We start from the raw sequence: 26,978 nt of genomic DNA, 5'->3' as shown, positions 1-26,978 counted from the left end.
GTCTTTCTTTATCTTTTAACTTGATAACGACTTGTCAGTATGAAAATCAAAATAAAGATGAGCATCATTATGCCATAGATAGGCAATGTTTGACCTGTAAGTGTTGAAATTTCAAGCAATTTTTGGATTCTTGGGAATAGAGCTGTTCCAAGAAATCCACCTATTGACCAAATAATCAAAAGAACACGCCAAAGACTAAATGGCAAGCAAGCTCTAACTACAGACATGAAACCAATCGATGCCAATAGATAATACAAAAGTGTCGAAATTTCAATGGCTGTCCAGCCTTGACTGGTTCCAAAAATTTTAACAAAGAGAACACTAAAGACTACCATCAAGGCACTTGGTAAAGCTCGAAGCATGGATTTTCTGAGGAAATTTTGTTCCACAGGTTTGATATTTCGTTCAAAAGTTAATACAAACGGTGGGAATCCTTCCACGAACTGGTCAATCATAGTTATCTGAATCGGAATGAATGGGAAAATCAAAATCCATTCAGTACGTCCCAACAAAGCACTGGCAATACAGATAACTGCTAATAAGAATGAATAGATTGTCTTAATCAAGAAAATCGGAGCAATGTGGGCAATGTTATTGACCACACGACGACCTTCGAAGAGAATCTCAGGAACATCATTGAAATCTGAATTCAAGAGGACCAGATTTGCAATCTGACGAGTTGCTGGGTCTCCTTCAGCCATAACAATGGAACAGTCTGCCTCACGAAGAGCAAGGATATCATTGACACCATCCCCTGTCATTGCTGTAGTATGTCCTGCTTTTTTCAGAGTTTGGATGATGAGTTTCTTTTGATGAGGTGAGACACGTCCGAAAATGGCTGTTTCCTCAGCCACGGCTATCAATTCTTCATCATTAATTTTCGAACAATCTACATAGCTCTGATAGTCTGCAAAACCTGCTTTTTGAGCAATACTTGAAACAGTGACTGGATTATCACCAGAGATAATTTTCAATCCCACTTCCTGAGAACGAAGATAGTCTAGCGTCTCAGCAGCACCTTCTCGAATCGGATCTAAAATCTCAAGCAAAGCCAAAGCCTGAATATCAGATGGCTTTTGTGGCTTGTGATGGGCAAGTTTTTCTTGACTGAGCGCTAACACCAAGACACGAGATCCTCGTTCAAGAGCTTCTCTAGCTTCAGGAACTTCAGCATCCAACAACATCTCCGGTGCGCCTAGTAAAACAGTTCCTAGACCTTCCAACTCCATTGCTCCCCATTTTCGATCACTTGAAAATGGAAGGCTTGAAATCATCGGATAAGCTACCTCTCCCACAAAACGCTTTCGAATAGCTTGAGCTGTTGGATTTTTATCCTCACTGTATGCCATATAACTAGTTAGTATTTTGGCAATGGCATCTTTGTCGTAAGCTTGAGTAAGAGGAAGGACTGTCTCAACTTGCATCTTCCCTTGGGTGATGGTACCTGTCTTATCCAAGCAGAGCATATCCACACGCGCCAAGGTCTCTACAGAATACATCTCCTGCACCAAAACCTTTTTCAACCCAAGCTTGATAACAGCAGTTAAGAGAGAGGTGATGGTCAAAAGGGCGATTCCTTTAGGCAACATTCCTAAAAGAGCTGTAGATGAATTGACTACAGAAGACTTCAGTGGCAGACCTTTTAAGACCAAGGCTTCAAGCAAGAGAGCAATACCAAAAGGAATGATAATTTTCCCAGTAAAGCCGGCTAACTGGTCTAGCGATTTCATGATACGTGAGTTGATTGGCTTCACCGTCTTAGCTTCAAGCATGAGTTTAGCAGCATAGTTATCCGCCCCAACATGATGTACCTGAGCGAGGACAGAACCACTTGCAAGAAAGCTACCCGACAACATTAAGTCTTCTACTTCTTTTTGCACCAAGTCGCTCTCACCCGTTAACATAGCTTCATTGACTTCTGCAAAACCTTCTAATACAATGGCATCACTTGGAATCTGATCTCCTGCTGACAAGCGAATCACATCGTCCAAAACAAGCTCCTCAGGATCCAGAGCTATCTCTTGTCCATCACGAATAGTGATAATCTTTTCTTTATTCAAGAGATTGAGCTTATCAACCATATGTTTGGCACGTAGCTCGGTTACAATCCCAGAAAATGCATTAAAGCAGATAACCGCAAAGAAAACTAGATTGCTCCAAGCTTGAACAAAGGCGAGCGCTAAGGCAATGGCAAAGTTTAAAGCATTGAATAAAGTAAAGACATTTCTCTTCACAATCTGCCATGTACTAGTACTAGCTGAAGCTTGGAAATCATTGACCTGTCCCTGTTTCTGACGTTCTTTGACTTCTGATTGGCTTAATCCCATCATTTTATTTTTATCCATAAATTCTATCATATCATTTTTTTTTGAATATTTCTAATTTCATATAAAGAGCTGTTCAGCCTATACAAAAAAACATTTGCCTGTACTAGTATGATAAGGTATAATAAAAGAAAGAAAACTGAAGGAGACACCATGTTTTATACTTATCTACGTGGGCTTGTTGTCTTGATCCTATGGTCTATCAACGGTAATGCTCACTATCATAATACTGATAAAATTCCGAGTCAAGATGAAAACTATATCCTCGTTGCCCCCCATCGTACCTGGTGGGATCCAGTCTATATGGCCTTCGCTACCAAACCGAAGCAATTTGTATTTATGGCTAAAAAGGAACTCTTTACCAACCGTATCTTTGGCTGGTGGATTCGCATGTGTGGTGCCTTTCCAATCGATCGTGAAAATCCTAGCGCTTCTGCTATCAAATACCCTATCAATGTTCTTAAAAAGAGCGACCGCTCTCTCATCATGTTCCCAAGTGGCAGTCGTCATTCCAACGATGTTAAAGGTGGTGTTGCTCTCATCGCTAAAATGGCCAAAGTACGTATCATGCCAGTTACCTACACTGGTCCGATGACTTTAAAAGGCCTCATCAGTCGTGAACGTGTCGACATGAACTTTGGAAATCCTATTGATATTTCTGACATCAAAAAAATGAATGAAGAAGGTATTGAGATGGTTGCAGACCGCATCCAATCTGAATTCCAACGTTTAGATGAGGAAACGAAACAATGGCACAATGATAAGAAACCAAATCCACTTTGGTGGCTCATCCGTATCCCTGCCTTGATTCTTGCTATTATCGCATCTATCATCACCATCATGTTTAGCTTTATCGCAAGCTTTATCTGGAATCCAGACAAAATAAAAGAAAAATTAGGCTAAAAGAAACACTGGCTTAGGAGCTATCTTCTTAAGCCTTTTTTTGAGCTGAAAGCCGATTATTTTTAAAGAAAATAACTTATTGACAAAGATTTGAAACTATAGTATACTTTTTAAGTAAGCTGATTTAGCTCAGTAGGCAGAGCGCATCCATGGTAAGGATGAGGTCGCCGGTTCGATCCCGGCAATTAGCATTGTTGATCAGTTCCTTAATAGGGAACTGATTTTTTCTTGACATTTTTTGGACCTTATAGTAGAATAGACTATGCGATGAGTCGATATGTAGCGAGAGCTACTATTGAGCATAGGAGGTCATAACGCAGGAGCGGACCTTGAGAAATTGTGTGAACCAGTTTCTCACATGGAGATGCCTCTCACACTCTCTGGTTTTTCCAGAGAGTTTTTTTCTTGTCCTAAGCGAAAAGAGTTCTGGACCTTATGAAACAGAAAAAAAACCATCACACAAGCTATAAAGCCTGATGTGATAGGTTTTTTAATGTTAGATTAACGTACTGTACGGATACGCATTGTATTTGTACGAACAGCTTCACCAAGTGGTACACCTGCAACGATAACGATGTCGTCACCAGATTGTACAAGACCTGCTTCAACTGCTTTACGTTCAGCAATTTCAAACATGTCATCAGTTGATGATGGAGCTTCTGTCAACATTGGGATAACACCCCAGTTCAACATCAAGCCACGCTCTGTCAATTCGTCAAATGTCAATGCCAAGATGTCAGCATTTGGACGGTATTTAGAAATCAAACGAGCTGTGTGACCTGTCTTAGTAAGAGTTACAACCAATTTGATATCCATTGAGTTAGTAGCATCTTTAACAGCTGAAGCCATTACTTCTGTCTTAGAGTTACGTTCAAATGAATCTGAGTTCAAACGGCCGTATTCATTAAGAAGAGTTTGAGCATTCTTGTCGATGGTTGCCATTGTACGAACAGACTCAAGTGGGTATTTACCATTTGCTGACTCACCTGAAAGCATTGTTGCGTCAGTTCCGTCGATAACAGCGTTAAATACGTCTGATACTTCTGAACGAGTTGCACGTGGTTTTTCAGTCATTGTTTCAAGCATGTTTGTTGCAGTGATAACAACTTTACCAGCAGCATTCACTTTAGTGATGATCATTTTTTGGTAAACTGGAACCATTTCGAATGGTACTTCGATACCCATGTCACCACGAGCGATCATGATACCGTCAGCAGCTTCAATGATTTCGTCCAAGTTATCGATACCTTGTTGGTTTTCGATTTTAGCGAACAATTGAACGTGACCGTTACCAGTTTCTTCACAGATTGCACGAACTTCGTTAACGTCTTTAGCAGTACGTACGAATGAGATCGCGATGAAGTTGATACCTTGCTCGAGACCAAAACGGATATCAGCGTTATCACGTTCAGCAAGAGCTGGGAAAGGAATTTTAGTGTTAGGGATGTTTACACCTTTTTGTTTAGCGATCACACCATCATTTTCAACTTCAACGATGAATTCACGAGCTGCGTCGTCTTTTTCTACAACGCGAAGACCCAATTTACCATCATCAACCAATACTTGACGACCAACTTCAACGTCATCATAGATATCAAGAGCACCAGCAACGTTCAATGCAATCACTTCACGAGTTGATTTGATTCCTTGTTTAGTTGCAACACGGATTTTTTCACCAGTTTTGTATGAATACTCTTTAGCTTCACCTTCAAACAATTCAGTACGGATTTCTGGTCCTTTAGTATCAAGAAGGAAACCAACTTTTTTACCTGCAAGTTTTTCTGCAAGTTTAACAGTTGCCATACGGTCACCTTGTTCTTGGTGGTCACCGTGTGAGAAGTTGAAACGGAAAGTGTTAGCTCCTGCTTCAATCAATTGAGCAATGTTTTTTGCTGATGCTTCAACATCAAGCTTTTCACCCCAATATCCGTCATCACCAAATTTTTTACCACCACGGATTTCTACCGCAGGACCTAAAGTTGCAACGATTTTTACACGTTTGTTCATGATTTTTGTGACTCCTTTATATAATTCGACCTTTAATGGTCATTTTACCAGATTAGTTAAAGTTGATTATGACAAGCTCTTGTTCAAGTCAGAAAGTTCAAGGTCTGCTTTATGTGGATTGTTAACAACAATCTTACCGTCTGAAGTCAAGCTAAACAAAGCTCCCTCTTCTGCTGTTCCAAGAATTGGATTTTCAACCATTTTCTCGTTACGAATACCAACCGCAACACCACCAATACCTTCTTTAAGAAGTTTAACAGCGTGTGCTCCCATACGTGACGCTAATACACGGTCACGAGCAGTTGGTGATCCACCACGTTGGATGTGACCAAGTTCTGTGACACGTAGGTCACTTGTATCGCCAGCTTCCTTAAGTTTTTGACCAAATTCAGCCGCTGACATAACACCTTCTGCTAAAACGATAATATTATGTTTTTTACCACACTCATAACCAGCTTTGATGCTTGCTACGATGTCTTCCATCTTGAAGCCTTCTTCAGGGATGATGATTTCATCAGCTCCAGTTGCGATACCAGCCCAAAGAGCGATATCACCAGCGTTACGTCCCATTACCTCAATAACGAAAGTACGACGGTGACTTGATGATGTATCACGAATCTTATCGATTGCATCCATAGCAGTTGTTACTGCCGTGTCAAATCCGATTGTAAAGTCAGTACCTACGATATCGTTATCGATTGTTCCAGGAAGTCCAATAGCTGGGAATCCATGCTCAGTCAAGCGCATAGCTCCATGATAAGAACCGTCTCCACCGATAACTACGACACCTTCGATACCGTGTTTTTTCAACTGCTCAATCCCTTTAAGTTGGCCTTCGAGTTTTGCAAACTCAGGATAACGAGCAGAATGAAGGAAAGTACCACCACGTGAAATGATGTCTCCCACTGAAGCAGCATCAAGTGGATAAATTTCGCCGGCAACCATACCTGCGTATCCATCATAGATACCAAAAACTTCCATTCCTTCTGAGATTGCTTGACGAACTACTGCACGGATGGCAGCATTCATACCAGGGGCGTCTCCACCACTAGTCAAAACAGCAATACGTTTCATTTGGTTTTGCTCCTTTTTCTTTTAACATTCTAACTGATTATACCATAATTAAAGTTAAAATTCTTTTATTTTCATTGATTTTTAACGATAAATCGTTTTCATAGTTATTTGACTCAAAGATTCCTGCAAACTAACATCTTTTGCAACAAAATAACCCGGCAAAAGAACATTTTTTTGTTCATTTTCGTAGCGAATAATGACTGGAATTTGTCCCTTGTATTGTTCTAAAATATGATAAATTTCAGAATCATGTTCATGATCAGCAGCCTGAATCCAAAATCGTTCACTCACTGCTTCTTTTAGATTATTTAATACTAACTGAAGGCGACCGTCTCTTGCCTGCACTTTTCCATTAAGGTAGTAAAATCTTCCTTCATGTAAGAGATTTTTAAATTGGCGATACTGGTCAGAAAAAACTGTGACTTCAAGCTTCGTTTTACTATCACTAACTTTCAGAAAAGCCATGTTTTCACCTTTTTTAGTACGAATGACACGAATGGATTCTATCTCAACGAGTACTGTAGCTGTCTGTCCTTCAGATAGTTCAGACAAACTCACAATTGGATAGAGGGGATTCTTTGCTAAAACCAGTAAGGGATGCGGACCGATACCGACTCCAAGCCACTCCTGTTCCTTACGAAACTTTTCGACTTGCGTAAAATCCTCACTCTCAAGCCAATTGTAGCTATTATCTGCAAATAAACTACCCAATTCTTCCACAAAAATAAATAAAGTAGGTAAGTTGGATAAGATTTTTTGGCGATTTTTTTCAAAACTATCGAATAAACCAATCTCGACTAGGGGAGTTAAAAGACTCAACTTCTGATAATTTTTAGGCAAGCGAGTGACAAAATCTTCGACACTACTAAAAGGACGACTCTCTAAAATCCAATAGGCAAAATCTCGAGGCATCCCCTTGATACTCTTAAGTCCCAAGTAAATAGTCTTGTCTGTCAATTTATCCTGATATGGGATTGTATTGATAGAGAGTGATGTTAATTCAAAACCCATTTCAAGGGCATCGAGAATATAATCTCCACTGGCATAGTTGAGCATAACTTGATAAAAGATTTCTGGGTAATGTGTTTTAAAGTAAGCAAGCTGGAAGGCTAAAGCCACATAAGCATAAGCATGCGATCGATTGAAACCATAACCAGCAAATTTTTCCATGACAGAAAAAACCTGCTGAGCCTGTTCTTTTCCATGACCTTTTTCGAGTGCTCCTTGGATGAAACTTTCCTCCATTCGGTGCATCTCAGCTGCGTTCTTTTTCCCCATGGCACGACGTAAAATGTCGGCCTTCCCAAGGCTAAAACCAGCGTATCGTTGAGCTACTTGCATCACCTGTTCTTGGTAAAGCATAATTCCATATGTTGGAGCCAGAATATCTTCCAAAACTGGGTCCAGAACTGTTACCTTTTCTTTACCATGTTTTCGAGCCACAAAGTTGTCGATATAGTCACTCGCTCCCGGTCTGTTGAGGGAAGTCGTTGCCACTACTTCTTCAAAGCTTTCTGGTTTCACGCGCTTTAATAAGCGAATAGCACCAGGTTGTTCAAACTGAAAGATCCCCTTAGTCTTCCCAGCTGCAAAGAGGGCTAAAGTTTCCCTATCCTCAAGGTCAATTTCCTCAATCCTTAACTGAATTCCTTGAGTTTCAAATAAGAGCTCCTGCATTTTTTGAGCGAAAGTTAGGTTTCGTAAGCCCAAGAAATCCATCTTGAGCAAACCATTTCCTTCAACTCCATAAGCATCATACTGGGTAATGAGCATATCCTCACCATACTTAAGAGGGATATAATCCGTTAGATTTTTATCACTAATCACGACACCAGCAGCGTGGATAGAGGTCTGTCGAGGATAGCCTTCTATCTTTTTGGCAATTTCAAAAGCCTTTTGGTATTCAATCTTGCTCTGAATCAGTTGTCTAAAGCCTAAATTTCCTTCATAAGCACTTGTTAAAGTGTCTTTGAGACCAATTTTTTTGGTGATGGCCGTCAACTCATACTCAGGTACACCATAGCGTTTAAAAACATCTCGAACGGCCTGTTTAGCACCAAAGGTTGAGTAGGTGACAATCTGAGCAGCATGAATACTGCCATAGCGATCACGAACATAGCGAATAAACTCTGGACGATAGATATCTGGAATATCAATATCAATATCGGGCATGGTATAACGTTCACGATTCAAAAAACGTTCAAAGATGAGATTCTTAGCAACAGGATCTATACCAGTAATATCTAGGGCGTAGGCGACTAGACTTCCAACTGCGGATCCGCGGCCCATCCCCATATAATACCCCTGAGAACGACCGAAACGTAAGAGATCCCAGACAACTAGGAAATAGTCATCAAATCCCATGTCATGAATCACAGATAGTTCTTCTTCCAAACGAGTCAAATAAGGCTGACTTAGGAGCCCCTTCGCTTGCAAACCATTTCTTGCTCTTTCACGCAACTCCTCAACAGCAGGACGCTCTGGATTAAAGCGCGGAAGCTTGAGGCTACTATCAATCTCATAAGTAGTTGATCCAATCAGTCCAGAAAGATTTTCTAAAGCTTGCGGAAACTTTTCTTTAAATACTTGCTCTAAGCGATGGGCTGGCAAGAACAAGCCCTGTTGAGATTGAACATCTACCTCTCGCAAGGTCACGTTTTCCTTAATCGCCTTGAGCATTTGAAGTGTTTCTAAATCCTCAGATTCGAAAGAATTAACACGATAAAGTGGGAGAATGGGGTGAGAAAAATTCGACTGAGCTGTATCTGGATACACTCCGATATAGTAATCCTGCCCTAAATCCAAGGAATCAATTGCAGAATAATAGGGAACAATAACACAAACATCTTCAAGGTAAGGAGAAAAATCGGTCCAATCCTTTTTACCTGTCATTTTTAGAGTCGAAAGCTTCATGAGATTTCGATAACCACGATTTGACAAGGCTAAAAATCGGAGATTGACGAGTTCCTCCTTATGATGAACGGTCATCTCAAGACCTAATAAGGGCTGAATCCCCTGTTTTTGACACTCTTTGATAAAATAATAAGCTCCATAGAGATTGTCAACATCCATGATTCCAAGTGCTGAGTAGCCGTAGGCTTTCCCTTGGTCAACATACTTCTGAATGGAAATCATACTCTCCATGAAACTATAAACCGTTTTAGTATCAAGTTGTGCAATCACTCGCTATCACCTCCCTTTTTCTTCTTATATTATACCATTTTAGAAAATAGAAAAACAATTTCTTTCTTCCCTTGTAGAAAAAAGAACCACAGCTGAATTAACTGTGATTCTCACTTATCATTCTATTTCCAAGATAGGATTTGTAGCTGTCAAGTGACTGATCTTGCCATTAACACCGAAATATTCCTCAATTTTAGTATGTAATTCTAGCATTGCTTCCCGAGCTCGTGATGCCTGTTCTTCATTGATAGCTTCAATGACTAAAACAGCATCTGTGGTTTCTTCTGTTAACATGGTTCTTTGGGCTTCACGCCAGTTTAAACACCGACAAACCGCACCTTGTTCATCAAAATAAATAATTTCATCAGCTAGGGCAGGAGCATCACTTTCAGCCCCTAATGGAAAGAAGGATTCATTCCCTTGAGCTCTCCCAAGACATAAGTCACCAACAATCTTAGCTAAATCCTCTCCCCCACAAGGAACTGCGTAAGAAAGTGAGACGCTATTATAGATATCTACCAAAGGATTTATTGGATTAAATTCTCTTCCTTGACTCACACGCTTTAATAAAGCTTCGATAGAAGAACGAGCACTTTTTTTAGTTTTGAATTTAGTGAATGCCTGACGCCATTCTTGAATCACCTCATTCTGAGTGAAATTTTCATCTGCTATAAAAGTCTGAGCTTTTTTTGTTCCTTCTTCTAATAAAGCTTTAAAATATGGATCGTCACTCTCATCAATAGTATTGTTGAGACCTTTTGCCACCAATACAGAGATTTGGGCATCTGGAAATAGTTGCCAAAAATCATCTTTTACATAAACTTTCATGAGCATGTCTCCAGTCTTTTTCTTTCATTCTACCACAAATTCTAAAAAACGAGTAGCATACAAGCTACTCGATATGAACTATAATGAATTCTCACGAATCACTTCTACCTTGTATCCATCTGGATCTTTGATAAAGTAATAGTTTGGTTGAGTCCCTGGAAGTCCTTTAGGTTCTGTTACTTCATAACCTTTGTCGCTATGTTCTTTGTGAAGAGCCTCAAGGTCAGGTGTGCTTAGGGCGATATGCGCAAAACCGTCACCCACGACATAAGGTCCGTGATCATAGTTGTATGTCAACTCCAATTCATAATCATCCCCATCAAGACCTAGATAAACAATAGTAAAAGCATGTTCTGGAAAGTCTCTACGACGCAATTCCTTAAAACCAAAAGCATCCTGATAAAAAGCGATTGATTTTTCAAGATTTTCTACTCGCAAGCAAGTGTGTAGCATTTTAGAAGCCATATCAATACCTCTTTCATTTTAATAGTTCTATTATACTCTTATTTAGGAAAATTTACTAGGAAATTGAACTATAGATCTTTACTTGATGTTTCAGTTTCAGTCAGTACCCTCACCATTTTCCTTACGAATACTTCGTACAAGCAGTATCAACAAGAGGATAAAGACTACTTCTAGAAAAAAGAAGGCAAACTCACTGTTCTGTAAAAGAATATCTGGTTCAATCTGTTTGCTAAGTAAGTCTAACACAGGCCCAAAGAAAATTCTATAAAAACGTCTTATGAAGATGAAGAGTTGTAAGCTATAAATCATAAAGATTTTTTTAACAGCTAAAGTCGAGCGCCTCTCTTTTGTAAAGTAAGACAAGGCAATTGCATTTATAAATAGTAATAAGGTTAAGGAAAATGTTTCTTTACTCATTATAATTGGACTAAACAAGTTCACTCGATTTTCAAAATATGGTACTAAACGAAACAATTGCAAACTCAAAAAACAAGGAATCCCAACTTCCTTAAAACCGACTTCCTTCGCAGAAACAGGCACACTGAAATCTATGAATTTATATAAGAAGAGGAAAAAAACAATCATAAATAGAAAGAAATACAGGAACAGCACAGCAAGAACGAATTCGTTATGCAATATTAAGGTGATTATGAATCCAGTAGTCAGCAAAAAACCAACAGAATGGATTTTATCGATAGGATAATCCCAAATAATTTTACTATCCACTTTTAGATCACCAATGAAAGTAAAAAGAGTAATGAAAGATAGAGCAGCGATTAATCCAAGAGGTAATGAAGGGAGGAAAAAGATAAGGGACAAAATTCCTAGAACCCACAAAGTTAAGTTGTAGTACAATTTTGGTTTTATCCATCTTGCAATCAACCCTGCTTCGATAATTCTTTGTTGCCTTTTCAATAAAAAGAAATAAAAAAGTGATAGCATACCAATATAGACCCAGGTATTAGAACCAGCTTTTTCATTAAAACTTTGTATCAGACTAAAAATAGTCAAAAGCCCAAAGATAGCCAAAAGGTGCTTGTTTATTGTAGAAATTCCCTTTTTCCAAATCTTAAAAGGCACTATTGACTTGGGATAACAAAGTTCGTAGGCATAAGAAGTCATCTCTTCTAGTTTTTGATCGGTTTCCTCTGTCATCATCTGAGGGGATATTTTTGACGTAGGAAATACTCCAAGAATATACCTCAAGAGTTGTCCATCTTTGAAACGATGATACTCCCTATATAACTGTTCTAAAAAGACGGTTATTATTCGAGGTTTAGATTTAAGATATTCCTTCCACTTCTCCCAGTCATTGATGAGATCATCACTACTTGTTATCCTTTCTACAAGTAGATAGCCCTCATGATACCAGTACTCAAAATTATCTTTTTTATTTAGTTCAAATTCCTCTACTAGAGAAGGATAAGATTGAACAATTTTCCAAAATTGAAGTTTCTTTAAATAGAACCTATCTTTTTCAGTACTGTAGTTCTCTACAAATGGAAGAATCAGAGACAAAACTTTAGTATTTGTTAGAGGATAGACATCAATCTTTTCTAATAAAGCAAGCAATATTGATTTGTCCTCTACCTGCTCAAATAGAGATTGCCAATCTCGTAAAAGGCTATATTCATCCGAATAGTAAGCATAGAGGAGTTGATAAAAGGCTAGCTCAACCTCTTCAGAATCCTCGAGAGAGTATTGTTGTAAATCAACCTTTTCATTCGAGTCCTCTTTTAATGCCTCAATGTAAGCTACTAATTCTTCGTAGGAATCTTCAGCAACTTCATCTAGATTTTGCTTGATTTTCTCAAGAATGTAGCCTAAAACTTGAATACTCTCGATTATTTGGCATTTTCGATTCACTTGAAAGAGGACCACGCTAGAAACATAAGGTTGTTTAAAGTAATCTATCCAAGTTCTGATATGATTTGCTTTTTGACAATCATTCAAAATATCTTGACACCAAAGATAAGAATCGTAAAATTGCTCAGTTTCTTTTTTTGCAGTTTCCATAGGACTGCCATTTTCTTTGGCTATAGCCCTTCGATTTTGCCAATACTTGAGCTTATAATAGTAGCCCCAGTCTCGATAATCGATCATATATTCTTCTAGGAGAGGAAGTAAGATAGCAAAATGTTCATATCGATTGAAAATATAGACATCCATTTCTTCGAGGACCGCTTTTACAATATTCATGCTATAGCGGTAATGGTAAAAGAACTGCTGCCACAGATTTTCTTGTTCTTCAAAGCTATAGTCAGCATTCCCTAATATACTGTCAATAGATGTTCGAATTAAATAGGCAGTATCCCTATAGTCGCTAAAATCAAGCGAGCTTGATTCTTCTTGCTCCTGTTGTGATCCCTTTTCATACTCAAAAGTATCAAAGTTGGGTGAATTCACTCTTGTTTCATTTGACTTCTCTTGTCTCTGCCATTGATGCTGTTCAAAACCAGTTCTTGTATCATATTCTGGGCCAATTTTACTAGATCGTGCATAAGCTAAAGCTTCTTGGTAAGCTTGAACAATCTCTTGATAAAGTTCCGGTTGGTCTTCTGGATGGTATAAGCGAACTAGTTCAGCGTAGCGTCTCCTGATAACCTTGACATCTTGAGTTGGCTCTATCCCTAAAATTTTCCAAATATTCATACCATCGCCTTCCTATAATCCTCTCTCTAGAAGTTCCAAGTAACTAGAGAATGCTTGATAGATCTTAGGAAGATGGTGAATAGAGGAATGTTTAACTTCTTCCTCAAATTGCCTTGTAGCTGTCATCAGTTCTTCCCTTTTTACTCCTAAAATCATGCTGTAGAGACGGTTGGCTTTCTCAATCAAGAAGCGATAGATTTCTGTTTCCTGAGCATTAATCTTATAACGAGCCAAGTCATCTTGTTTTTTCTTAATTTCTTGATCCGTCAAAGTAATACTCTCTTGCAAGATGACATGATTGAAAACTTCCTGTGTTGTATCTATCTTCACTTCAACATCTAAAATACCATTCAGATCATAGGTGAAACGAACAGTGAGCCCTTCATGTTCCTTATGATTGATAGGAACTGGAACATCAAGTTCCCCCAGAAACAAGTTTTGAGATGCCTTCATCATCTCTCCTTGATAGACCTGTACTTTCACATGACTTTGTCCCAGTTCTGATGTGTAATATTGTTCAACACGTGAAGTAGGTAAAGTAGAATTACGCTCTATAATCGGTGAAAAATGACCACCAACAATCTCAATGCCAAGTGTAAATGGGCAGATATCAGACAGTAATAAGTCACGTATTTCTCCCTGACGCTCCTTGATTCCTGCAAGAAGGGCACACCCTTGTGCAATCATTTTATCAGGGTCCCCTGATACTTCAACCCCTTGATTGATACAGAATGATAGAAAATCTTGTACCAATCTTAATTTTGAAGTACCTCCAACAAGAACAAAATTATCAGATGAAACCTGACTATTGCGAGCATCCATCAAGACACGATCCAAAACTGCCTTAATACGCACTAGTAGGGGATGACAAAGTTCATAAAAACGTTGATAGCTTAAGTCTAGCCGATATTCTTTATTATGGTCAAAGACGGACATCTGGACTTCTTCTTTTTCATTTAAGTCTAATTTTGTTTTCTCAGCCTGTAATAGGATTTTACTATAGAACTCTCGTGAAATAGACTCCCTTTTTAATTGATTTACATGCATGAATTCCTCAGCAATTGCGCCAGTAAAATCCTCTCCGCCCAAGCGATTGTCACCTGCAATTGACACAATCTCAACAACGTTATCAAACAACTCTACAACAGAAATGTCCAGAGTACCACCACCAAAATCAACAACGACAAAAGAGTCATCATCAATCTCACTCTCTAATTTCTTAGCAAGAGCAGCTGCAGAAGGTTCGTTGATGATGCGCTCTATTTTAACTCCTGCAAATTTTCCTGCTAGTTTTGTCGCATAACGTTGAGCATCGTTAAAATAAGCTGGCACACTAACAATAACTTCATCAACTTTTTCACCAAGAAAAGTCTCTGCATCATCTACCAACTTACGAATAATAAAGGAGCTTAATTCTTCAGCCGTGTAAGTGCTATTCCCCAATAAGATTTTATGGCTGGTTCCCATAAAACGTTTAAATTGAGCAACTGTTTTATCTGGATGAGTAACCAAACGTTCCTTTGCTACCTTTCCAACTATCACTTCATTATTATCATCTAAGGCAACAACAGATGGCGTTAAAAAATCACCAAAAGCATTTGGTATCAGCTTAACCTGACCATCTTGATAGACTCCAACTAAAGAATTGGTTGTCCCTAAATCAATCCCTACTATCATCTTATCTAAACTCCATCTTTAACTAGTTATTTCTATTATACAGGAATACTCCTACTTTTGAATAGTAAACATTGCCACCTATATTCAAATCCAATGTATAACCTTAAAAGAAAAAGTTTCATTCCAACTCAAATGGTTAAAAACCAAAAGAGCCAGAATGAAACTTTTAAACATTATTTACCAAGTTTTGCTTTAGCTGCATCTGCAAGAGCTGTGAAAGCTGCTGCATCGTTAACAGCCAAGTCAGCAAGCATTTTACGGTTAACTTCGATCTCAGCCAATTTCAAACCATGCATCAATTGTGAGTATGAAAGTCCGTTCATACGAGCTGCCGCGTTGATACGTGTGATCCACAATTTGCGGAAGTCACGTTTCTTTTGACGACGGTCACGGTATGCATAGTAGTAAGAGTTCATTACTTGTTCTTTTGCAGTACGGAACAAGATATGTTTAGCTCCATAGTAACCTTTTGCTAATTTAAGAATACGTTTACGACGTTTGCGTGATACAACGCCACCTTTAACACGTGCCATTTATATTTCCTCCAAATATTTCCTAGAATTGTTTACTTACAAATACGCGATTATTTCAAGCGAGTAAGCATTGCTTTGATACGTTTGAAATCTCCTGAATGCACCATAGATGCTTTACGAAGATGACGACGTTGTTTTTTAGTTTTTCCGTGGAAACGGTGAGATGTGTAAGCACGGAAACGTTTAAGTCCACCAGAACCTGTACGTTTGAAACGTTTAGCTGATGCGCGGTGTGTTTTTTGTTTTGGCATGATTTTTTCTCCTTTATTTGACTTTCTGACAATTATTTTTTGTCAGTTGCTGGTGCCAACTGCATGAACATTTGGCGACCATCCATTTTAGCACGTTGTTCGATGATAGCAATATCTTGTGTTGCTTCAGCAAACTCGGCTAAAACTTTTGCACCAATCTCTTTATGGGTGATCATACGCCCCTTAAAGCGAATGGATACCTTCACTTTGTTCCCTTTTTCGAGGAACTTGCGAGCATTGCGAAGTTTAGTTTCGAAATCTCCCTTGTCGATAACAGGGCTCAAACGAACTTCTTTCACGGTCACAACGCTTTGTTTTTTGCGTTGTTCTTTTTGCTTCTTCTGATACTCAAATTTGAACTTACCGTAGTCCATAATCTTAGCAACAGGAGGTTTAGCTTGAGGTTGAATGAGAACCAAGTCCACATTAGCTTCATCCGCAAGTGTTTGCGCTTCGCTTAGTGGTTTGATACCCAATTGCTCACCTTCAAGACCGATTAAGCGAACTTCACGTACACGAATTTCATCATTGATGAATAAGTCTTGCTTTGCTATGGTTTTCACCTCTTTTTTTAATTTAGAGAAAAACAAGAGCGGACTTGCTAACGCAAATCCGCACTACATGATTATAGTTCATTACTGAAACTTGATCCGTAGGGGCCAGACAACGTTAGTCGCAAGGCGAGAAGTTCTCACTTCTGCTTTTCTCAACTTTTATATGATATCAAGTTTTCCCCTACTTGTCAAGATAAAAACTATCTTTTTTTAATTTTTTCTATTTTTGCCGACTTACAATCTATTGATTACGAGAATAGTAAATCTCATGTGGTTTCAACCTCGTATTGAGCATTTCTGAAACCGTCACGAAACTATAGCCCTGTTCCTGTAAATACTCAATTACTTTTGGAAGCGAATTAACTGACGGCTGATGAATATCGTGTAATAAAATTATAGACCCATCGCTCGTTTGGTGTTGGATTTCTGTAAAAATAGATGCTTCGTTTTTAGTCTTCCAATCCAGACTATCCACATTCCATAAGATAAAGCTTAAATCAAGACTATTACGAATATCATCTGAAATCGCACCGTATGGTGGACGCATTAATTTTGAACTTTTTCCAAGAACATTTTTAATGGCATCTTCTGTATCCGTAATTTGTTTTTTAGCATCTTCCAATGATAATTGTGTTAAAACTGGATGATTCCAACTATGGTTTCCAATTTCATGACCATCAGCCTGCATACGTTTGAGAATTGCTTCATTTCCAGCGATATTCTTACCTTGAACAAAGAAAGTTGCTTTGATCTTGTATTTAGCCAAGATATCCAAGGCTTGTGGTGTTGTATTTCCATCAGGTCCATCATCAAAAGTAAGAGCAACTACTTTTTTATTCTTCTCAGCTTGAACGGTTTTATAAAGTTCTGCGTCTTTTTCTGATAAGTATGATACTTCGATAAAATCAAAGAAATTGGAGATTGGCATTGCGATTTCTTCTTCATTACCCGATTGTTTGGCTGGGTAAAGAAGCAACTGGCTATCCTTATAGGCAAACTTCCAGGTCGTCAAATCCATAGCTGAAAAATCAGCTGTTACTTGATCGACAAGCGTTTGCTCAACTTTTTTATCAAGAAGCGTAGTCTTGATATCCTCTAGCAACTTTTCCTTAGCCTTGCTAGCATCTGTAAATAGCTGATCAAGGGTGAAAGGACTACCATCTTCTTTAAGGTAAAGCTGGTCCAATGAAGTGTTTTCCAATTCAACAACATTAGAATTGCTTAAATCATAGGCCTGTTTTTTTATAAGGTGACTCTCAACACCTTTGATAGAAGATGAATCTTTTTCAGAGTAGTAAAAAATCAAATGTTCTTTATCTTCTACCTTTTCAGTGATATCTTTTACAATGATATCCTTTACAGAATCAATGACTTTATCTCCTGTCATAGGATAGTAGGTGATAACCTCTGCCTTACCCTTACGAAAATGCTCCTTCTGACTTCCTTGTGAATAGGAATCATCTTTTTCTTTTTTCAGTGCTTCAATTTTTTGTTCAAAAGCTTGCTTGGTCAGAACCTGATAAGTGATGGTTCCACCTAATGCTAAGACTGTGAAAAATAGAAGCCCCACAATAATCCATAAATTTTTTTTCTTCTTGTCTTTTGTTCTACGGTTGGTTCTCTTTTTTGTCATAGTCTAATCATATCAAATCAACACTATAATTTCAATGAAAAATAGGAAAATGTCCATTTTTTAGGAAAAGAAAGGTAAAAGAAAATCCCAGACTTCTCTAGGACTTTCTTTTGATTAGAAACGAATAGTTTCTCTTGTTTTTTCATAAGAAGAAACGAAGCGATTTGTTACTCCTGGTTCAGCTACTTCCAAAGCTTGGGAAATCTTTTCGAAAGATGCTTGATAATCAAAGGCATTTTCAAAGATTTCTAAAGATTCGTGGAAGGCTTGTTGAATCCCTTCATCAAATGATCTGTAGCGGTTAGAGTATTGAAGCAATTGTTCAGTCAAGGTAGCATATTTTACGATGCTGTATGTTTCTGTTTCCAGAATTTCCATATCGTGAGTCGCGATTTCTAGAATACGGTTGACAGACTCAATGTTGACTTGCGACTGTTCTAACTCTGCCATCAAGTCTTCGGTACTATGGCTAGCTGCAAAGAACAATTTCAAGAAATTCTGTGGAATTCCTGGAAGATTTCTCTTTTCCATGTATCGCTTAATGGTGTGGAGACGATTGACGTAGACATTTGCCTTTTGACGAGCGTTGACATCGTCTTTTTCAATTTGAACTAGTCGTTCGCTAACTGAAACTTGATCATCTTCAATTTCTTTTAATGTAGCTTGAACATTTTCTAAACGTTCTTCTAATACAGAGTAGGGTTCAGAATATTCCTCTTGTTCTGAGGTCATATCGCTGATGGTGATTTCTAAAGAATCTAGGTCTGCTTGAAGACGACGAACGTGATTTACATCACTCTCAGACATCAAGTAAGTTTTGCTCAAGCGTTCAATATCTTTCACCAAGACCTGATTGTTGTCTTTTAAGTGGTCGAGATAGGTTGGAAGTGTTGCTAACAAGTTCTCAACAACCTTATGTGCAGCAATTTCTCTCGTGAAGATATCATAAAGAGCATTAATTTCTTCTTGAATCTGAGTATTTTCATATTCAGCATTATCCAATTCCAATTTTTTGATATTTTCTTGGTTGTTCTTCAACGCTTCATACAATAACTGCAAACGAGATTCAATGTCAGTTTCTACAAAGTGATAGTTGGCATCAAGCAACTTACGATAGCCAGCCTCTAGATCTTCCAGTTGGTCTGGAAGGTCAGTTGTTAGACTGGAAACAATTGCAGGAATTCTCTCCACAATATGAGTCAAGGCGAGGATATGATTTTCAGCATTATCCAAAATTCCTGCTGCCTCAACTGGATCTCCAGAAGAGTTCAAGGTTACAAACTGAGAAAACTCTGATTGGATATTCTCCAATTGTCTTTCAATTTCAGGAAGTGCTTGACCATATTTTTCAGAATCTTCAGCGACTGTCATTTGTAAGCTTTCAAATAAATCTAAAGCGTGAAGGACACGGCCACTGTTTTTTGATTCTTGTTTTTCTAACTCTGCCAGAGCATTTCGGATAGATGCAATATCTTCTTCAATAAGAGTAATTTGGCTTTCAATTTGGTCAATTTTGTGTTGAGCTTTCAAGAAGCGGAAAGAGCTGTTGTAGCCTTCTGCTTCAAAGAGATTGTTCTCAATATCAGCAAATGAGTTGAGGGATAAATCTACCCATTTTTGGTTCCATTCTCTAAAGGCAACCTGACTTTGACCAATCAGGTGCATATTTTTAACGGCTTCTACTTCATCGTTTACTGGAAGGTTATATAACGCTTCCTTTCTTTCTTCTAGTACTGCAAGCCTACCTTCATTGCGTTTGCGTAACAAAATCGCTACAACATAAGCAATAATCAGTAGAGTCGCGATTACAATCATAATAATAATCAACAGATTATCAGACATATCAAACTCCTTTTTATACTTGAAACAATTGTAATGATTATATCATATTTTTCAAACCATGGGAACTATTTCCCAATTTTTTTAGACGTCAAGCGTACTGTAAACAGCATTTTCTTCGATAAATTCTCGACGTGGTTCTACACGGTCACCCATCAGCATATCAAAGATTTTATCTGCTTCTGCAGCATCATCCACTGATACACGCGCCATGAGACGGTGTTCAGGATTCATAGTTGTTTCCCAAAGCTGATGATCATCCATTTCTCCAAGACCTTTATATCGCTGAATAGTTGGTTTGGCACGACCTTCACTATAGCGAGCCAAGGCTTCCTGGAGACGAATTTCTTGATCTGCCCCAGGTTGGATGTATTCTTTAATTTCACTGCCGACCTTAACACCGTAAATTGGTGGTTGGGCGATATAAACATAACCTGCTTCTAAGACGGGTTTCATATAACGATAAATCAAGGTTAACAAGAGGGTACGGATATGGGCTCCATCGACATCGGCATCCGTCATGATGACGAGTTTTTGATAACGTGCCTTGCTGACATCAAATTCCGCACCAAAGCCTGTTCCCATAGCTGTGAAAAGGCTACGGATTTCTTCATTGGCTAGGATTTTATCCATGCTGGCCTTTTCGACGTTGAGGATTTTACCGCGGATTGGTAAAATTGCTTGGAATTCACGGTCACGACCAGACTTTGCAGAACCTCCCGCTGAGTCTCCTTCGACGATGAAAAGTTCAGTTTCAGCTGGATTGTTTGAGGAACAATCTGCTAACTTCCCTGGAAGGTTTGAAATTTCTAAACCTGACTTCTTACGGGTCACTTCACGCGCACGCTTGGCAGCAACACGCGCTTTCGCAGCCAAAATCCCTTTTTCTACGATGCGTTTAGCAATCTGAGGATTTTCCATCAAGAAGTCTGAAAATGCTTCACTAAAGAGACGATTAGTGATCTTTACAACTTCGCTATTTCCAAGCTTGGTCTTTGTTTGTCCTTCAAACTGTGGGTTTGGATGCTTCACAGAGATAACAGCAGTCAATCCTTCACGGACATCCTCACCTGTTAGATTATCTTCATTGTCTTTGAGGAGTTTGTTTTTACGAGCGTAGTCGTTAATGACACGAGTTAAGGCTGTACGGAAACCTTGTTCATGGGTTCCACCTTCATGGGTATGGATGTTGTTGGCGAAACTCATGACATTTTCATGGTAGCCCGTTGTGTACTGCATAGCAACTTCTACTGTGATGTCATCCATTTCACCATCTGTGTAGATTGGGTTTTCAAAAATGACATCCTTGTTTTCATTGATGTACTCAACGTAGCTAGCAATCCCACCTTCGTAGTGGTAATGTTTGGTTTGCTCTTGACCTTCTCGTTTATCTGTAATAGATATCTGAAGACCACGGTTAAGGAAAGCAAGTTCCTGCACCCGTTTGTTTAATCTGTCAAAGTCAAACTCAGTCGTTTCTGTAAAAATCTCTGGATCTGGTGTGAAGTGAACGGTTGTTCCAGTACGATCCGTATCACCGACCACTTCAAGGTCTGCTACTACATGCCCACGACGGTATTCTTGATAATGGATTTTTCCATTTTTATGAACATGAACATCTAATTGAGTTGAGAGGGCATTTACAACGGATGAACCTACACCGTGGAGTCCACCTGAAACCTTGTATCCGCCTCCGCCGAATTTACCTCCAGCGTGAAGAACGGTAAAGACTGTCTCAACAGCAGGTCGACCAGTTTTTTCTTGGATATCAACTGGAATCCCACGTCCATCATCGACAACCGTAATCGAATTATCTGGTTCAATAAAGACTTGGATGTGGCTAGCAAATCCTGCTAAGGCCTCATCGATAGAGTTATCTACAATTTCCCAGACAAGGTGATGAAGTCCTTCTTTGGCAGTTGATCCGATATACATACCAGGACGCATACGAACGGCTTCCAGACCTTCCAAAACTTGAATCTGACTGGCATCATAATCCTGTGCCTGTTGTTTTTTGATTTCTTCTGTCATTTTTTTCCTTTTTCTTACATGTCTAATACTTGTCTCAATGTCACGATATTTTCAAAGAGATGTGTCGTTAAGCCAGCTGCTTGTCCAGCTTCAATATCTATAGGTCGATCACCAATAACGATGCCAGAGCTTATCTTGTACTTATCTCGCAAATAAATCATTGACTCTGGATTGGGTTTTCTCTTGAAGCCAGAACTAGCTGTTACCACCTCTGTAAAATAGCTGGAAATTCCAGTCTTTTCAAGGATTTCCAAAACTTGGTCATTACGATGCGAAACTAAAAAGTTCCGTCCTCCCTGGTCTGAGATTTCCTCCAATAAAGCAGGTACTCCCTCAAATAAGGCAGGATGTTCAAGCTCTCGCGCTTCGTTTTCCTTGTATTTTTCTAAAAAATTCTCTATTGTTGGGGCAAAACGGTCAATCGCAAAAGCGGTTGACACTTTCAAGGCATTGTAAACTTTATCATGTTCTTCTTCGATTCCAAATTGAGCTAATGTTTCCACAAAAGCCGCGGTCGAAGTCTCATAATTATCAAGTAGAGTTCCACCTAAATCCCAAATGTAATCGTGATATTTCATACCCTTCATTATAGCATTTTTTTATGAAAAAAGCGACGATTTCCTTCTATTTTAACAGTAAAAAACGAGAAGAATCCTTTAATAGACAGATTCTTCTCGTTTCACTTAATCTAAACCAAATACATCACGATAAAGCATAGCTTCTCTCAAACCATTTGCATCGCCACCAAGTTGTTCCACTAGGTTATAAGCAAAGGCAAGGGCAGTAGCTGGACCGCGACTAGTTGTTAACTGACCGTCGACAACAACTGTTTCCTTGCGATAGTGACCATCAGCAATTTGCTCTTGAACACCATCGTAGCAGGTGAACTCTTTATCTTTAAGGAGACCAGCCCGATTCAGAACAATTGGTGCTGCACAGATGGCTGCTACTTTTTTACCGACTTGCTCAAATTTTTGAAGTTCAGCAATCAAAAGTTCATGATCGCGTAAATTTGCTGATCCTGGCATGCCCCCTGGTAAGACAATCATGTCGTAGTCAGATAAATCACCATCAAACACACGATCAGCTTGTACCTGAATGGCATGTGATCCCGTCACTTGGGCTTCAAAACCAACCATATGACAAGTAATATTAGCACGACGTAATACGTCCACAACTGTTAGGGCTTCGATTTCTTCAAAGCCATCTGCTAAGATAACTGCAACTTTAGCCATGATTTACTCCTTATTTAACTTTTTTCAAAACAACTTTCTTCCGTTTAAATCTTGTCTTACCGCTCTTTTCATCGGCTAGATGCGTTTGATAACTCATAGATAGAAGCAGACCGACACCAATCAGATTACTGATAATGGCTGATCCCCCTTGGGAAATGAACGGCAAAGGAATCCCTGTCAGAGGTAGTAGGCCTGTCACCGCCCCAATATTTTCAAAAATATGGAACAAGAGCATCATAATAAATCCAGTTGAAATGTAGGTATAAAATTGGTTATTGGACTTCAGAGTGATTTTTAACATTCGATAGATCAGTAGGAGATAAAGTGTAATTACAAGGACAGAGCCGATAAAACCAAAATCTTCTGCAATAACTGTAAAAATCATATCACTCTCACGAACGGGAATAAGGAGATTGGATACATTAAATCCTTGACCAAACAGACCTCCACTACCGATGGCGATTTGCCCTTGGGCCTGTTGATAGGTGGTCGTTTGTGCATAATCAAATGGATTGAGCCAGGCAAGGATACGGTTAATCTGATAGGTTGGCATCCCGATTTGATGTATGAAAGCACGCCCATCTTTTGTGATGAAAATTGCCAAAAATCCTGCAATTCCCGATACAGCTGTTACAAAAATTGGAATGATGATTTTCCATGATACCCCAGAAAGCAAGACCAGTCCCGCAAAGATTGCGACAAAGACCAAGGCCGTTCCTAAGTCACTCTGCAGGGCCAGTAAACCTAAGACTGGTAGCGTGAAGATAATCATCCACAGTATCAAGAGGAAGTCTAAAGGAATCGTTCGTTCACTTTCCTTGTGTTTCTGTGTGAATTGAACAATGACCCGAGCCAAGATCAAAATATAGGAAATTTTCATAAATTCAGAAGGCTGGAAAAGTGTCACTCCACCGATTGACACCCAGTTTTTTGCCCCTGTTGCTGCGACCAAACTAGGGTTGTAGAAAACCAAGGGTAAGACCATGAGGACTAGACCTAGGGCGTAGAGATAGGGAGTCGCCTGCCATAAAAATTTTGTATTAAAGAACATGACTACAAAGCTGATAACAATTCCCAAGACAATCCAAGCTAGTTGCTGACCGAGAATAGGCCAGATATTATGTGGATAGTCATGGCTAACAGCAATGTAAATAGCTACCACTCCAATCACCAGCAAACAGAATACTGGTAGAATCAAACTATAATCGACTCGAGAGTCGAGAGAACGTTTCATAAAGGTCTCCTTCATTCTTTCAGATGTTTATTTTATTTTTTGTGTAAAAATTCTTGAACTTTTGAGAATATTTGCTCTTTGCCAACTTCTCTGACTCGACTAGTCTGTGACAAGGCCTTGCCAATCTGCTTTCCATATCGCTTGCTTGTCATTCGGCTATCCAAGATCAGGACAGAGGAGCGTTGTCCAAGACGACGCATGGTTCTACCTATCGCTTGTTTGAGGCGAACAATAGCCATTGGCAGTTGATAGTCATAGAAAGGATTTTTCCCTTCAAGACGCAGTTCCTGATTCATTTTTTTCGTAAAGGGATCTTCTGGATTTTGGAAGGGCAGGCGTGTCACCACTTCAATCACTCGAGGGTGAGTTGCAAAATCAACTCCCTCCCAAAAACTTCCTGTCCCTAGTAAGAGTTGAGAGTCTCCTCTTTCAAATCGTTTCTTGAGTTGAGCAGGATCTCCGTTCTTATACTGGGCTAGATGAGAAAGAGATAAAGAATCTGATACCTGCAACAAAAGGTCTTTTGAAGTGAATAAAACGAGCATGGGCTCTTCAAGGTAAGACAAATCTTCCAGCACTTCTACAAGAGCATGAGCATAGTCTTCTTGAGAGATTTCAGTCACCAATGGAAAATCCTTAACAACCAAAATTTCTTGATTTTCTTGAAAATTCTCATCCAGTCTGTCAAAGGCTGCATGCGGGAATCCCATTAGTTCTGGTAAAGTCACTCTGCTACTAATTTCCAAGGTTGCAGAGACAGCTAAGAGTTGACAACTCTCTGGAAAAATCTCAGAAAAGAGTAGACGTTGATTGCGACTGGAAGAAATGACAACCTTCTTGCTAGACAAGTCTGAGGCTGATAGCCAAAATTCTCCATCCGTGCAGAAAAATCGCTGACAATCCTGAAAACCTTGAACTTCTAACTCTGAGAAATCCTGTTGGAGTTGTGCCATTGTTGTCGCAGGGCACATTCTTCGTTTGCCAGATAGGAACTGGTCCATCAAATGACAAAGCTCAAAGCGAATACTCTCCATCAAGCGTCTCTGAAGCGTCCCTTCTTCTCGAACTAGAGCTTGATCTAGCTGGTCTACTATGTCGTTTAAAACGAAACTCTTTTGTAAAAGACTTTCCAAAGTTAGTAAGATCTTCTGGGCCTCATCCAAAATCAAGAGACGGCCCTCTAGTAGACTGGGATCATCCTCAAGTCGGGTAACGAGATAAGCATGATTTGTCACAAGTAGCTGGCAAGAGCGAGCTTTTTTCTGCCCCCGTCTCCAAAAATCCTCTAACCAAAAGAGAGAAGCTTTGGGAAGATTACCATCATGCACCAAGTTTGGTAAAAACTGCTGGTAGCGATAAAGTTGTCCAATCTCATCCAAATCTCCAGTTTCTGTTTCGGTCAACCAAACTAGAAGTTGCATCTTAAAACGTGTGTACAAGCGATTGGACTCTTCTTCCTCTAGTGCATGATGAAAGGCATCTAGTTTTAGATAATTCTGTGGTCCTTTAAGATTATGAATCGAAAGGTGAAAGACCTCTTCCAATCTACGAGCCTCTTCTTGCATGACTTGATTTTGTAGAACTTTAGTAGGAACACTGAGAAGGATTCCTTTTTCGTTTTCTAGTGATAAAGCGGGTAACAAATAGCCGTAGGTTTTCCCAATTCCAGTCTGAGCTTGCACAAAAGCAATTTTCTCATTCTGTAGAAAATCTTGAACTTTTTGAGAAAAGCTAGCTTGTGGAGCTCTATGTTCCAAATCCAACAAGGCAATATTGGTTTGGAAATCTTTTGAGAGTTTGCGTGGAGAAAGGGCTGGTTTTTCTTTTCTTAAAAATAAACCTTGCACTTCTACCAGGTCATGTTCAACTAGGATGGACTGCCTCTGATAAACTTCCTCGATGACCAGATAAGACTCATATAATAAACCATCTGACAAACTTAACAAGCGCTCCAATAAGCCTTTTGGCAGTTGAAACATTTTTTGTCGCATACAAAGAAAGAGCTCTGCTGTTGCTTGGGCATCTGATAAGGCAGTATGGGCTTTTTCTAGTGAAATTCCCAACTCTTGACAGAGAATCCCCAGATTGTATTTTTCAAGCTGAGGATAAAATACCTGGGCCAACTCCACTGTATCGATACGGGGAGTGCGCAATTCATAGCCTTCAAAAAAGAGGAATTCTGCCAACAAATTAGCATCGAACTGGACATTGTGCGCAACAAAAACACCGTCCTTGACCAAGTCAAAAATTTTTCCAGCCACCTGAGAAAACTCCGGTGCCTCTGCTAGTCGCTGATCGGTCAAGCCCGTTAATTCTTTGATATGAGTATCCAAGGGTTCATGGGGATTGACATCCGTTGCAAATTGGTCAACAATCTCGCCATTTTCAATGACCACGATTCCTACTTGGATAATTTTTGCCTTGCTTCCGGTACTAGTCGCCTCTAAATCCACGACCACGTACCGATCATTTCTAAAATTCATCATTAAAAATTATATCAAAATTTACACAATTTGACATCCATGAACTTTATTGGAAGGGTCAAGTTTCTTGCA

At 39.2% G+C, this 26,978-nt stretch carries 19 protein-coding genes, 1 tRNA gene and 1 other annotated feature; of the genes, 2 read left to right on the top strand and 18 right to left on the bottom strand.

The genetic code is table 11. The annotated features are described in order from the left end of the window. Positions 1–8 precede the first annotated feature (8 nt). Positions 9–2,345 (bottom strand): cation-translocating P-type ATPase, encoded by a 2,337-nt coding sequence (locus QM887_RS04985; protein ID WP_414270790.1) that lies wholly within the window; start codon positions 2,343–2,345, stop codon positions 9–11. A gap of 132 nt (positions 2,346–2,477) precedes the next feature. Here QM887_RS04985 and QM887_RS04980 point away from each other — a divergent pair, with 132 nt between their 5' ends. Continuing rightward, positions 2,478–3,227 carry a lysophospholipid acyltransferase family protein gene (locus tag QM887_RS04980; protein WP_414270788.1) on the top strand — a complete coding sequence of 250 codons (750 nt, stop codon included), beginning with the start codon at positions 2,478–2,480 and terminating at the stop codon, positions 3,225–3,227. 118 nt (positions 3,228–3,345) lie between these two features. Next, positions 3,346–3,418 (top strand) — tRNA-Thr (locus QM887_RS04975). Positions 3,419–3,728: 310 nt separating this feature from the next. On the opposite strand, the gene pyk is transcribed toward QM887_RS04975, so the two are convergent. The 17 genes from pyk to QM887_RS04890 all read right to left on the bottom strand — a co-directional run bounded on the left by pyk (position 3,729) and on the right by QM887_RS04890 (position 26,909). Further along, the gene (gene pyk / locus QM887_RS04970; protein WP_414270787.1) at positions 3,729–5,234 is read right to left on the bottom strand and encodes a pyruvate kinase; all 1,506 of its coding nucleotides are present in this window, start codon (positions 5,232–5,234) and stop codon (positions 3,729–3,731) included. A 66-nt stretch (positions 5,235–5,300) separates the two neighbouring features. After that, a complete protein-coding gene (gene pfkA, locus QM887_RS04965) occupies positions 5,301–6,308 on the bottom strand; it encodes a 6-phosphofructokinase (RefSeq protein WP_414270785.1) in 1,008 nt (335 codons plus the stop codon). Between the two features lie 81 nt (positions 6,309–6,389). Then, entirely contained in the window at positions 6,390–9,491 is a 3,102-nt protein-coding gene (locus QM887_RS04960) for a DNA polymerase III subunit alpha (RefSeq protein WP_414270784.1), read from the bottom strand. A gap of 117 nt (positions 9,492–9,608) precedes the next feature. Next, positions 9,609–10,319 carry a B3/4 domain-containing protein gene (locus QM887_RS04955; RefSeq protein WP_414270782.1) on the bottom strand — a complete coding sequence of 237 codons (711 nt, stop codon included), beginning with the start codon at positions 10,317–10,319 and terminating at the stop codon, positions 9,609–9,611. A 78-nt stretch (positions 10,320–10,397) separates the two neighbouring features. Continuing rightward, complete coding sequence (locus tag QM887_RS04950; RefSeq protein ID WP_414270781.1) at positions 10,398–10,784, bottom strand: VOC family protein; 387 nt, start codon at positions 10,782–10,784, stop codon at positions 10,398–10,400. Positions 10,785–10,880: 96 nt separating this feature from the next. Continuing rightward, a complete protein-coding gene (locus QM887_RS04945) occupies positions 10,881–13,436 on the bottom strand; it encodes a molecular chaperone DnaJ (RefSeq protein ID WP_414270779.1) in 2,556 nt (851 codons plus the stop codon). A 12-nt stretch (positions 13,437–13,448) separates the two neighbouring features. After that, positions 13,449–15,113, bottom strand: coding sequence for an Hsp70 family protein (locus QM887_RS04940; protein ID WP_414270778.1), 1,665 nt, complete (start codon positions 15,111–15,113; stop codon positions 13,449–13,451). Between the two features lie 173 nt (positions 15,114–15,286). Beyond that, positions 15,287–15,646: a 50S ribosomal protein L20 gene (gene rplT, locus QM887_RS04935; RefSeq protein ID WP_000124834.1), complete on the bottom strand. Its 360-nt coding sequence runs from the start codon at positions 15,644–15,646 to the stop codon at positions 15,287–15,289. Between the two features lie 50 nt (positions 15,647–15,696). After that, positions 15,697–15,897, bottom strand: coding sequence for a 50S ribosomal protein L35 (gene rpmI, locus QM887_RS04930; protein WP_001125942.1), 201 nt, complete (start codon positions 15,895–15,897; stop codon positions 15,697–15,699). 32 nt (positions 15,898–15,929) lie between these two features. After that, positions 15,930–16,460, bottom strand: a complete 531-nt coding sequence (gene infC / locus QM887_RS04925) for a translation initiation factor IF-3 (RefSeq protein ID WP_075231567.1) — start codon at positions 16,458–16,460, stop codon at positions 15,930–15,932. A gap of 15 nt (positions 16,461–16,475) precedes the next feature. After that, positions 16,476–16,606: a sequence feature (ribosomal protein L20 leader region), on the bottom strand. A gap of 86 nt (positions 16,607–16,692) precedes the next feature. Continuing rightward, positions 16,693–18,084, bottom strand: a complete 1,392-nt coding sequence (pgdA, locus tag QM887_RS04920; RefSeq protein WP_414270777.1) for a peptidoglycan-N-acetylglucosamine deacetylase PgdA — start codon at positions 18,082–18,084, stop codon at positions 16,693–16,695. Between the two features lie 114 nt (positions 18,085–18,198). Next, positions 18,199–19,926: a septation ring formation regulator EzrA gene (gene ezrA / locus QM887_RS04915; protein WP_414270776.1), complete on the bottom strand. Its 1,728-nt coding sequence runs from the start codon at positions 19,924–19,926 to the stop codon at positions 18,199–18,201. Between the two features lie 81 nt (positions 19,927–20,007). Then, positions 20,008–21,954: a DNA topoisomerase (ATP-hydrolyzing) subunit B gene (gene gyrB / locus QM887_RS04910; protein ID WP_075230418.1), complete on the bottom strand. Its 1,947-nt coding sequence runs from the start codon at positions 21,952–21,954 to the stop codon at positions 20,008–20,010. 14 nt (positions 21,955–21,968) lie between these two features. Next, positions 21,969–22,532, bottom strand: coding sequence for an HAD family hydrolase (locus QM887_RS04905; RefSeq protein WP_414270775.1), 564 nt, complete (start codon positions 22,530–22,532; stop codon positions 21,969–21,971). A 105-nt stretch (positions 22,533–22,637) separates the two neighbouring features. Continuing rightward, positions 22,638–23,189, bottom strand: a complete 552-nt coding sequence (locus QM887_RS04900) for a DJ-1 family glyoxalase III (RefSeq protein ID WP_075231563.1) — start codon at positions 23,187–23,189, stop codon at positions 22,638–22,640. Positions 23,190–23,199: 10 nt separating this feature from the next. Further along, positions 23,200–24,423: an FtsW/RodA/SpoVE family cell cycle protein gene (locus QM887_RS04895; protein ID WP_075231562.1), complete on the bottom strand. Its 1,224-nt coding sequence runs from the start codon at positions 24,421–24,423 to the stop codon at positions 23,200–23,202. Positions 24,424–24,455: 32 nt separating this feature from the next. Further along, positions 24,456–26,909, bottom strand: coding sequence for a bifunctional DnaQ family exonuclease/ATP-dependent helicase (locus QM887_RS04890; protein WP_414270774.1), 2,454 nt, complete (start codon positions 26,907–26,909; stop codon positions 24,456–24,458). Positions 26,910–26,978: the final 69 nt, after the last annotated feature.

The organism is Streptococcus infantis, assembly GCF_047460875.1.
GTDB lineage: Bacteria > Bacillota > Bacilli > Lactobacillales > Streptococcaceae > Streptococcus > Streptococcus infantis_AA.
The sequence above is the reverse complement of the archived record's forward strand: the minus strand, read 5'-3'. Positions and strand labels throughout refer to the sequence as shown.

Bases quoted from the DNA above. Each gene is read 5' to 3' on its own strand.
- ezrA (WP_414270776.1), bottom strand. From the start codon at position 19,926: ATGTCTGATAATCTGTTGATTATTATTATGATTGTAATCGCGACTCTA.
- QM887_RS04955 (WP_414270782.1), bottom strand. From the start codon at position 10,319: ATGAAAGTTTATGTAAAAGATGATTTTTGGCAACTATTTCCAGATGCC.
- gyrB (WP_075230418.1), bottom strand. From the start codon at position 21,954: ATGACAGAAGAAATCAAAAAACAACAGGCACAGGATTATGATGCCAGT.
- QM887_RS04945 (WP_414270779.1), bottom strand. From the start codon at position 13,436: ATGAATATTTGGAAAATTTTAGGGATAGAGCCAACTCAAGATGTCAAG.
- pfkA (WP_414270785.1), bottom strand. From the start codon at position 6,308: ATGAAACGTATTGCTGTTTTGACTAGTGGTGGAGACGCCCCTGGTATG.
- QM887_RS04940 (WP_414270778.1), bottom strand. From the start codon at position 15,113: ATGATAGTAGGGATTGATTTAGGGACAACCAATTCTTTAGTTGGAGTC.
- QM887_RS04905 (WP_414270775.1), bottom strand. From the start codon at position 22,532: ATGAAATATCACGATTACATTTGGGATTTAGGTGGAACTCTACTTGAT.
- QM887_RS04890 (WP_414270774.1), bottom strand. From the start codon at position 26,909: ATGATGAATTTTAGAAATGATCGGTACGTGGTCGTGGATTTAGAGGCG.
- QM887_RS04950 (WP_414270781.1), bottom strand. From the start codon at position 10,784: ATGGCTTCTAAAATGCTACACACTTGCTTGCGAGTAGAAAATCTTGAA.
- pyk (WP_414270787.1), bottom strand. From the start codon at position 5,234: ATGAACAAACGTGTAAAAATCGTTGCAACTTTAGGTCCTGCGGTAGAA.
- QM887_RS04985 (WP_414270790.1), bottom strand. From the start codon at position 2,345: ATGGATAAAAATAAAATGATGGGATTAAGCCAATCAGAAGTCAAAGAA.
- pgdA (WP_414270777.1), bottom strand. From the start codon at position 18,084: ATGACAAAAAAGAGAACCAACCGTAGAACAAAAGACAAGAAGAAAAAA.
- rplT (WP_000124834.1), bottom strand. From the start codon at position 15,646: ATGGCACGTGTTAAAGGTGGCGTTGTATCACGCAAACGTCGTAAACGT.
- rpmI (WP_001125942.1), bottom strand. From the start codon at position 15,897: ATGCCAAAACAAAAAACACACCGCGCATCAGCTAAACGTTTCAAACGT.
- QM887_RS04980 (WP_414270788.1), top strand. From the start codon at position 2,478: ATGTTTTATACTTATCTACGTGGGCTTGTTGTCTTGATCCTATGGTCT.
- QM887_RS04895 (WP_075231562.1), bottom strand. From the start codon at position 24,423: ATGAAACGTTCTCTCGACTCTCGAGTCGATTATAGTTTGATTCTACCA.
- QM887_RS04900 (WP_075231563.1), bottom strand. From the start codon at position 23,189: ATGGCTAAAGTTGCAGTTATCTTAGCAGATGGCTTTGAAGAAATCGAA.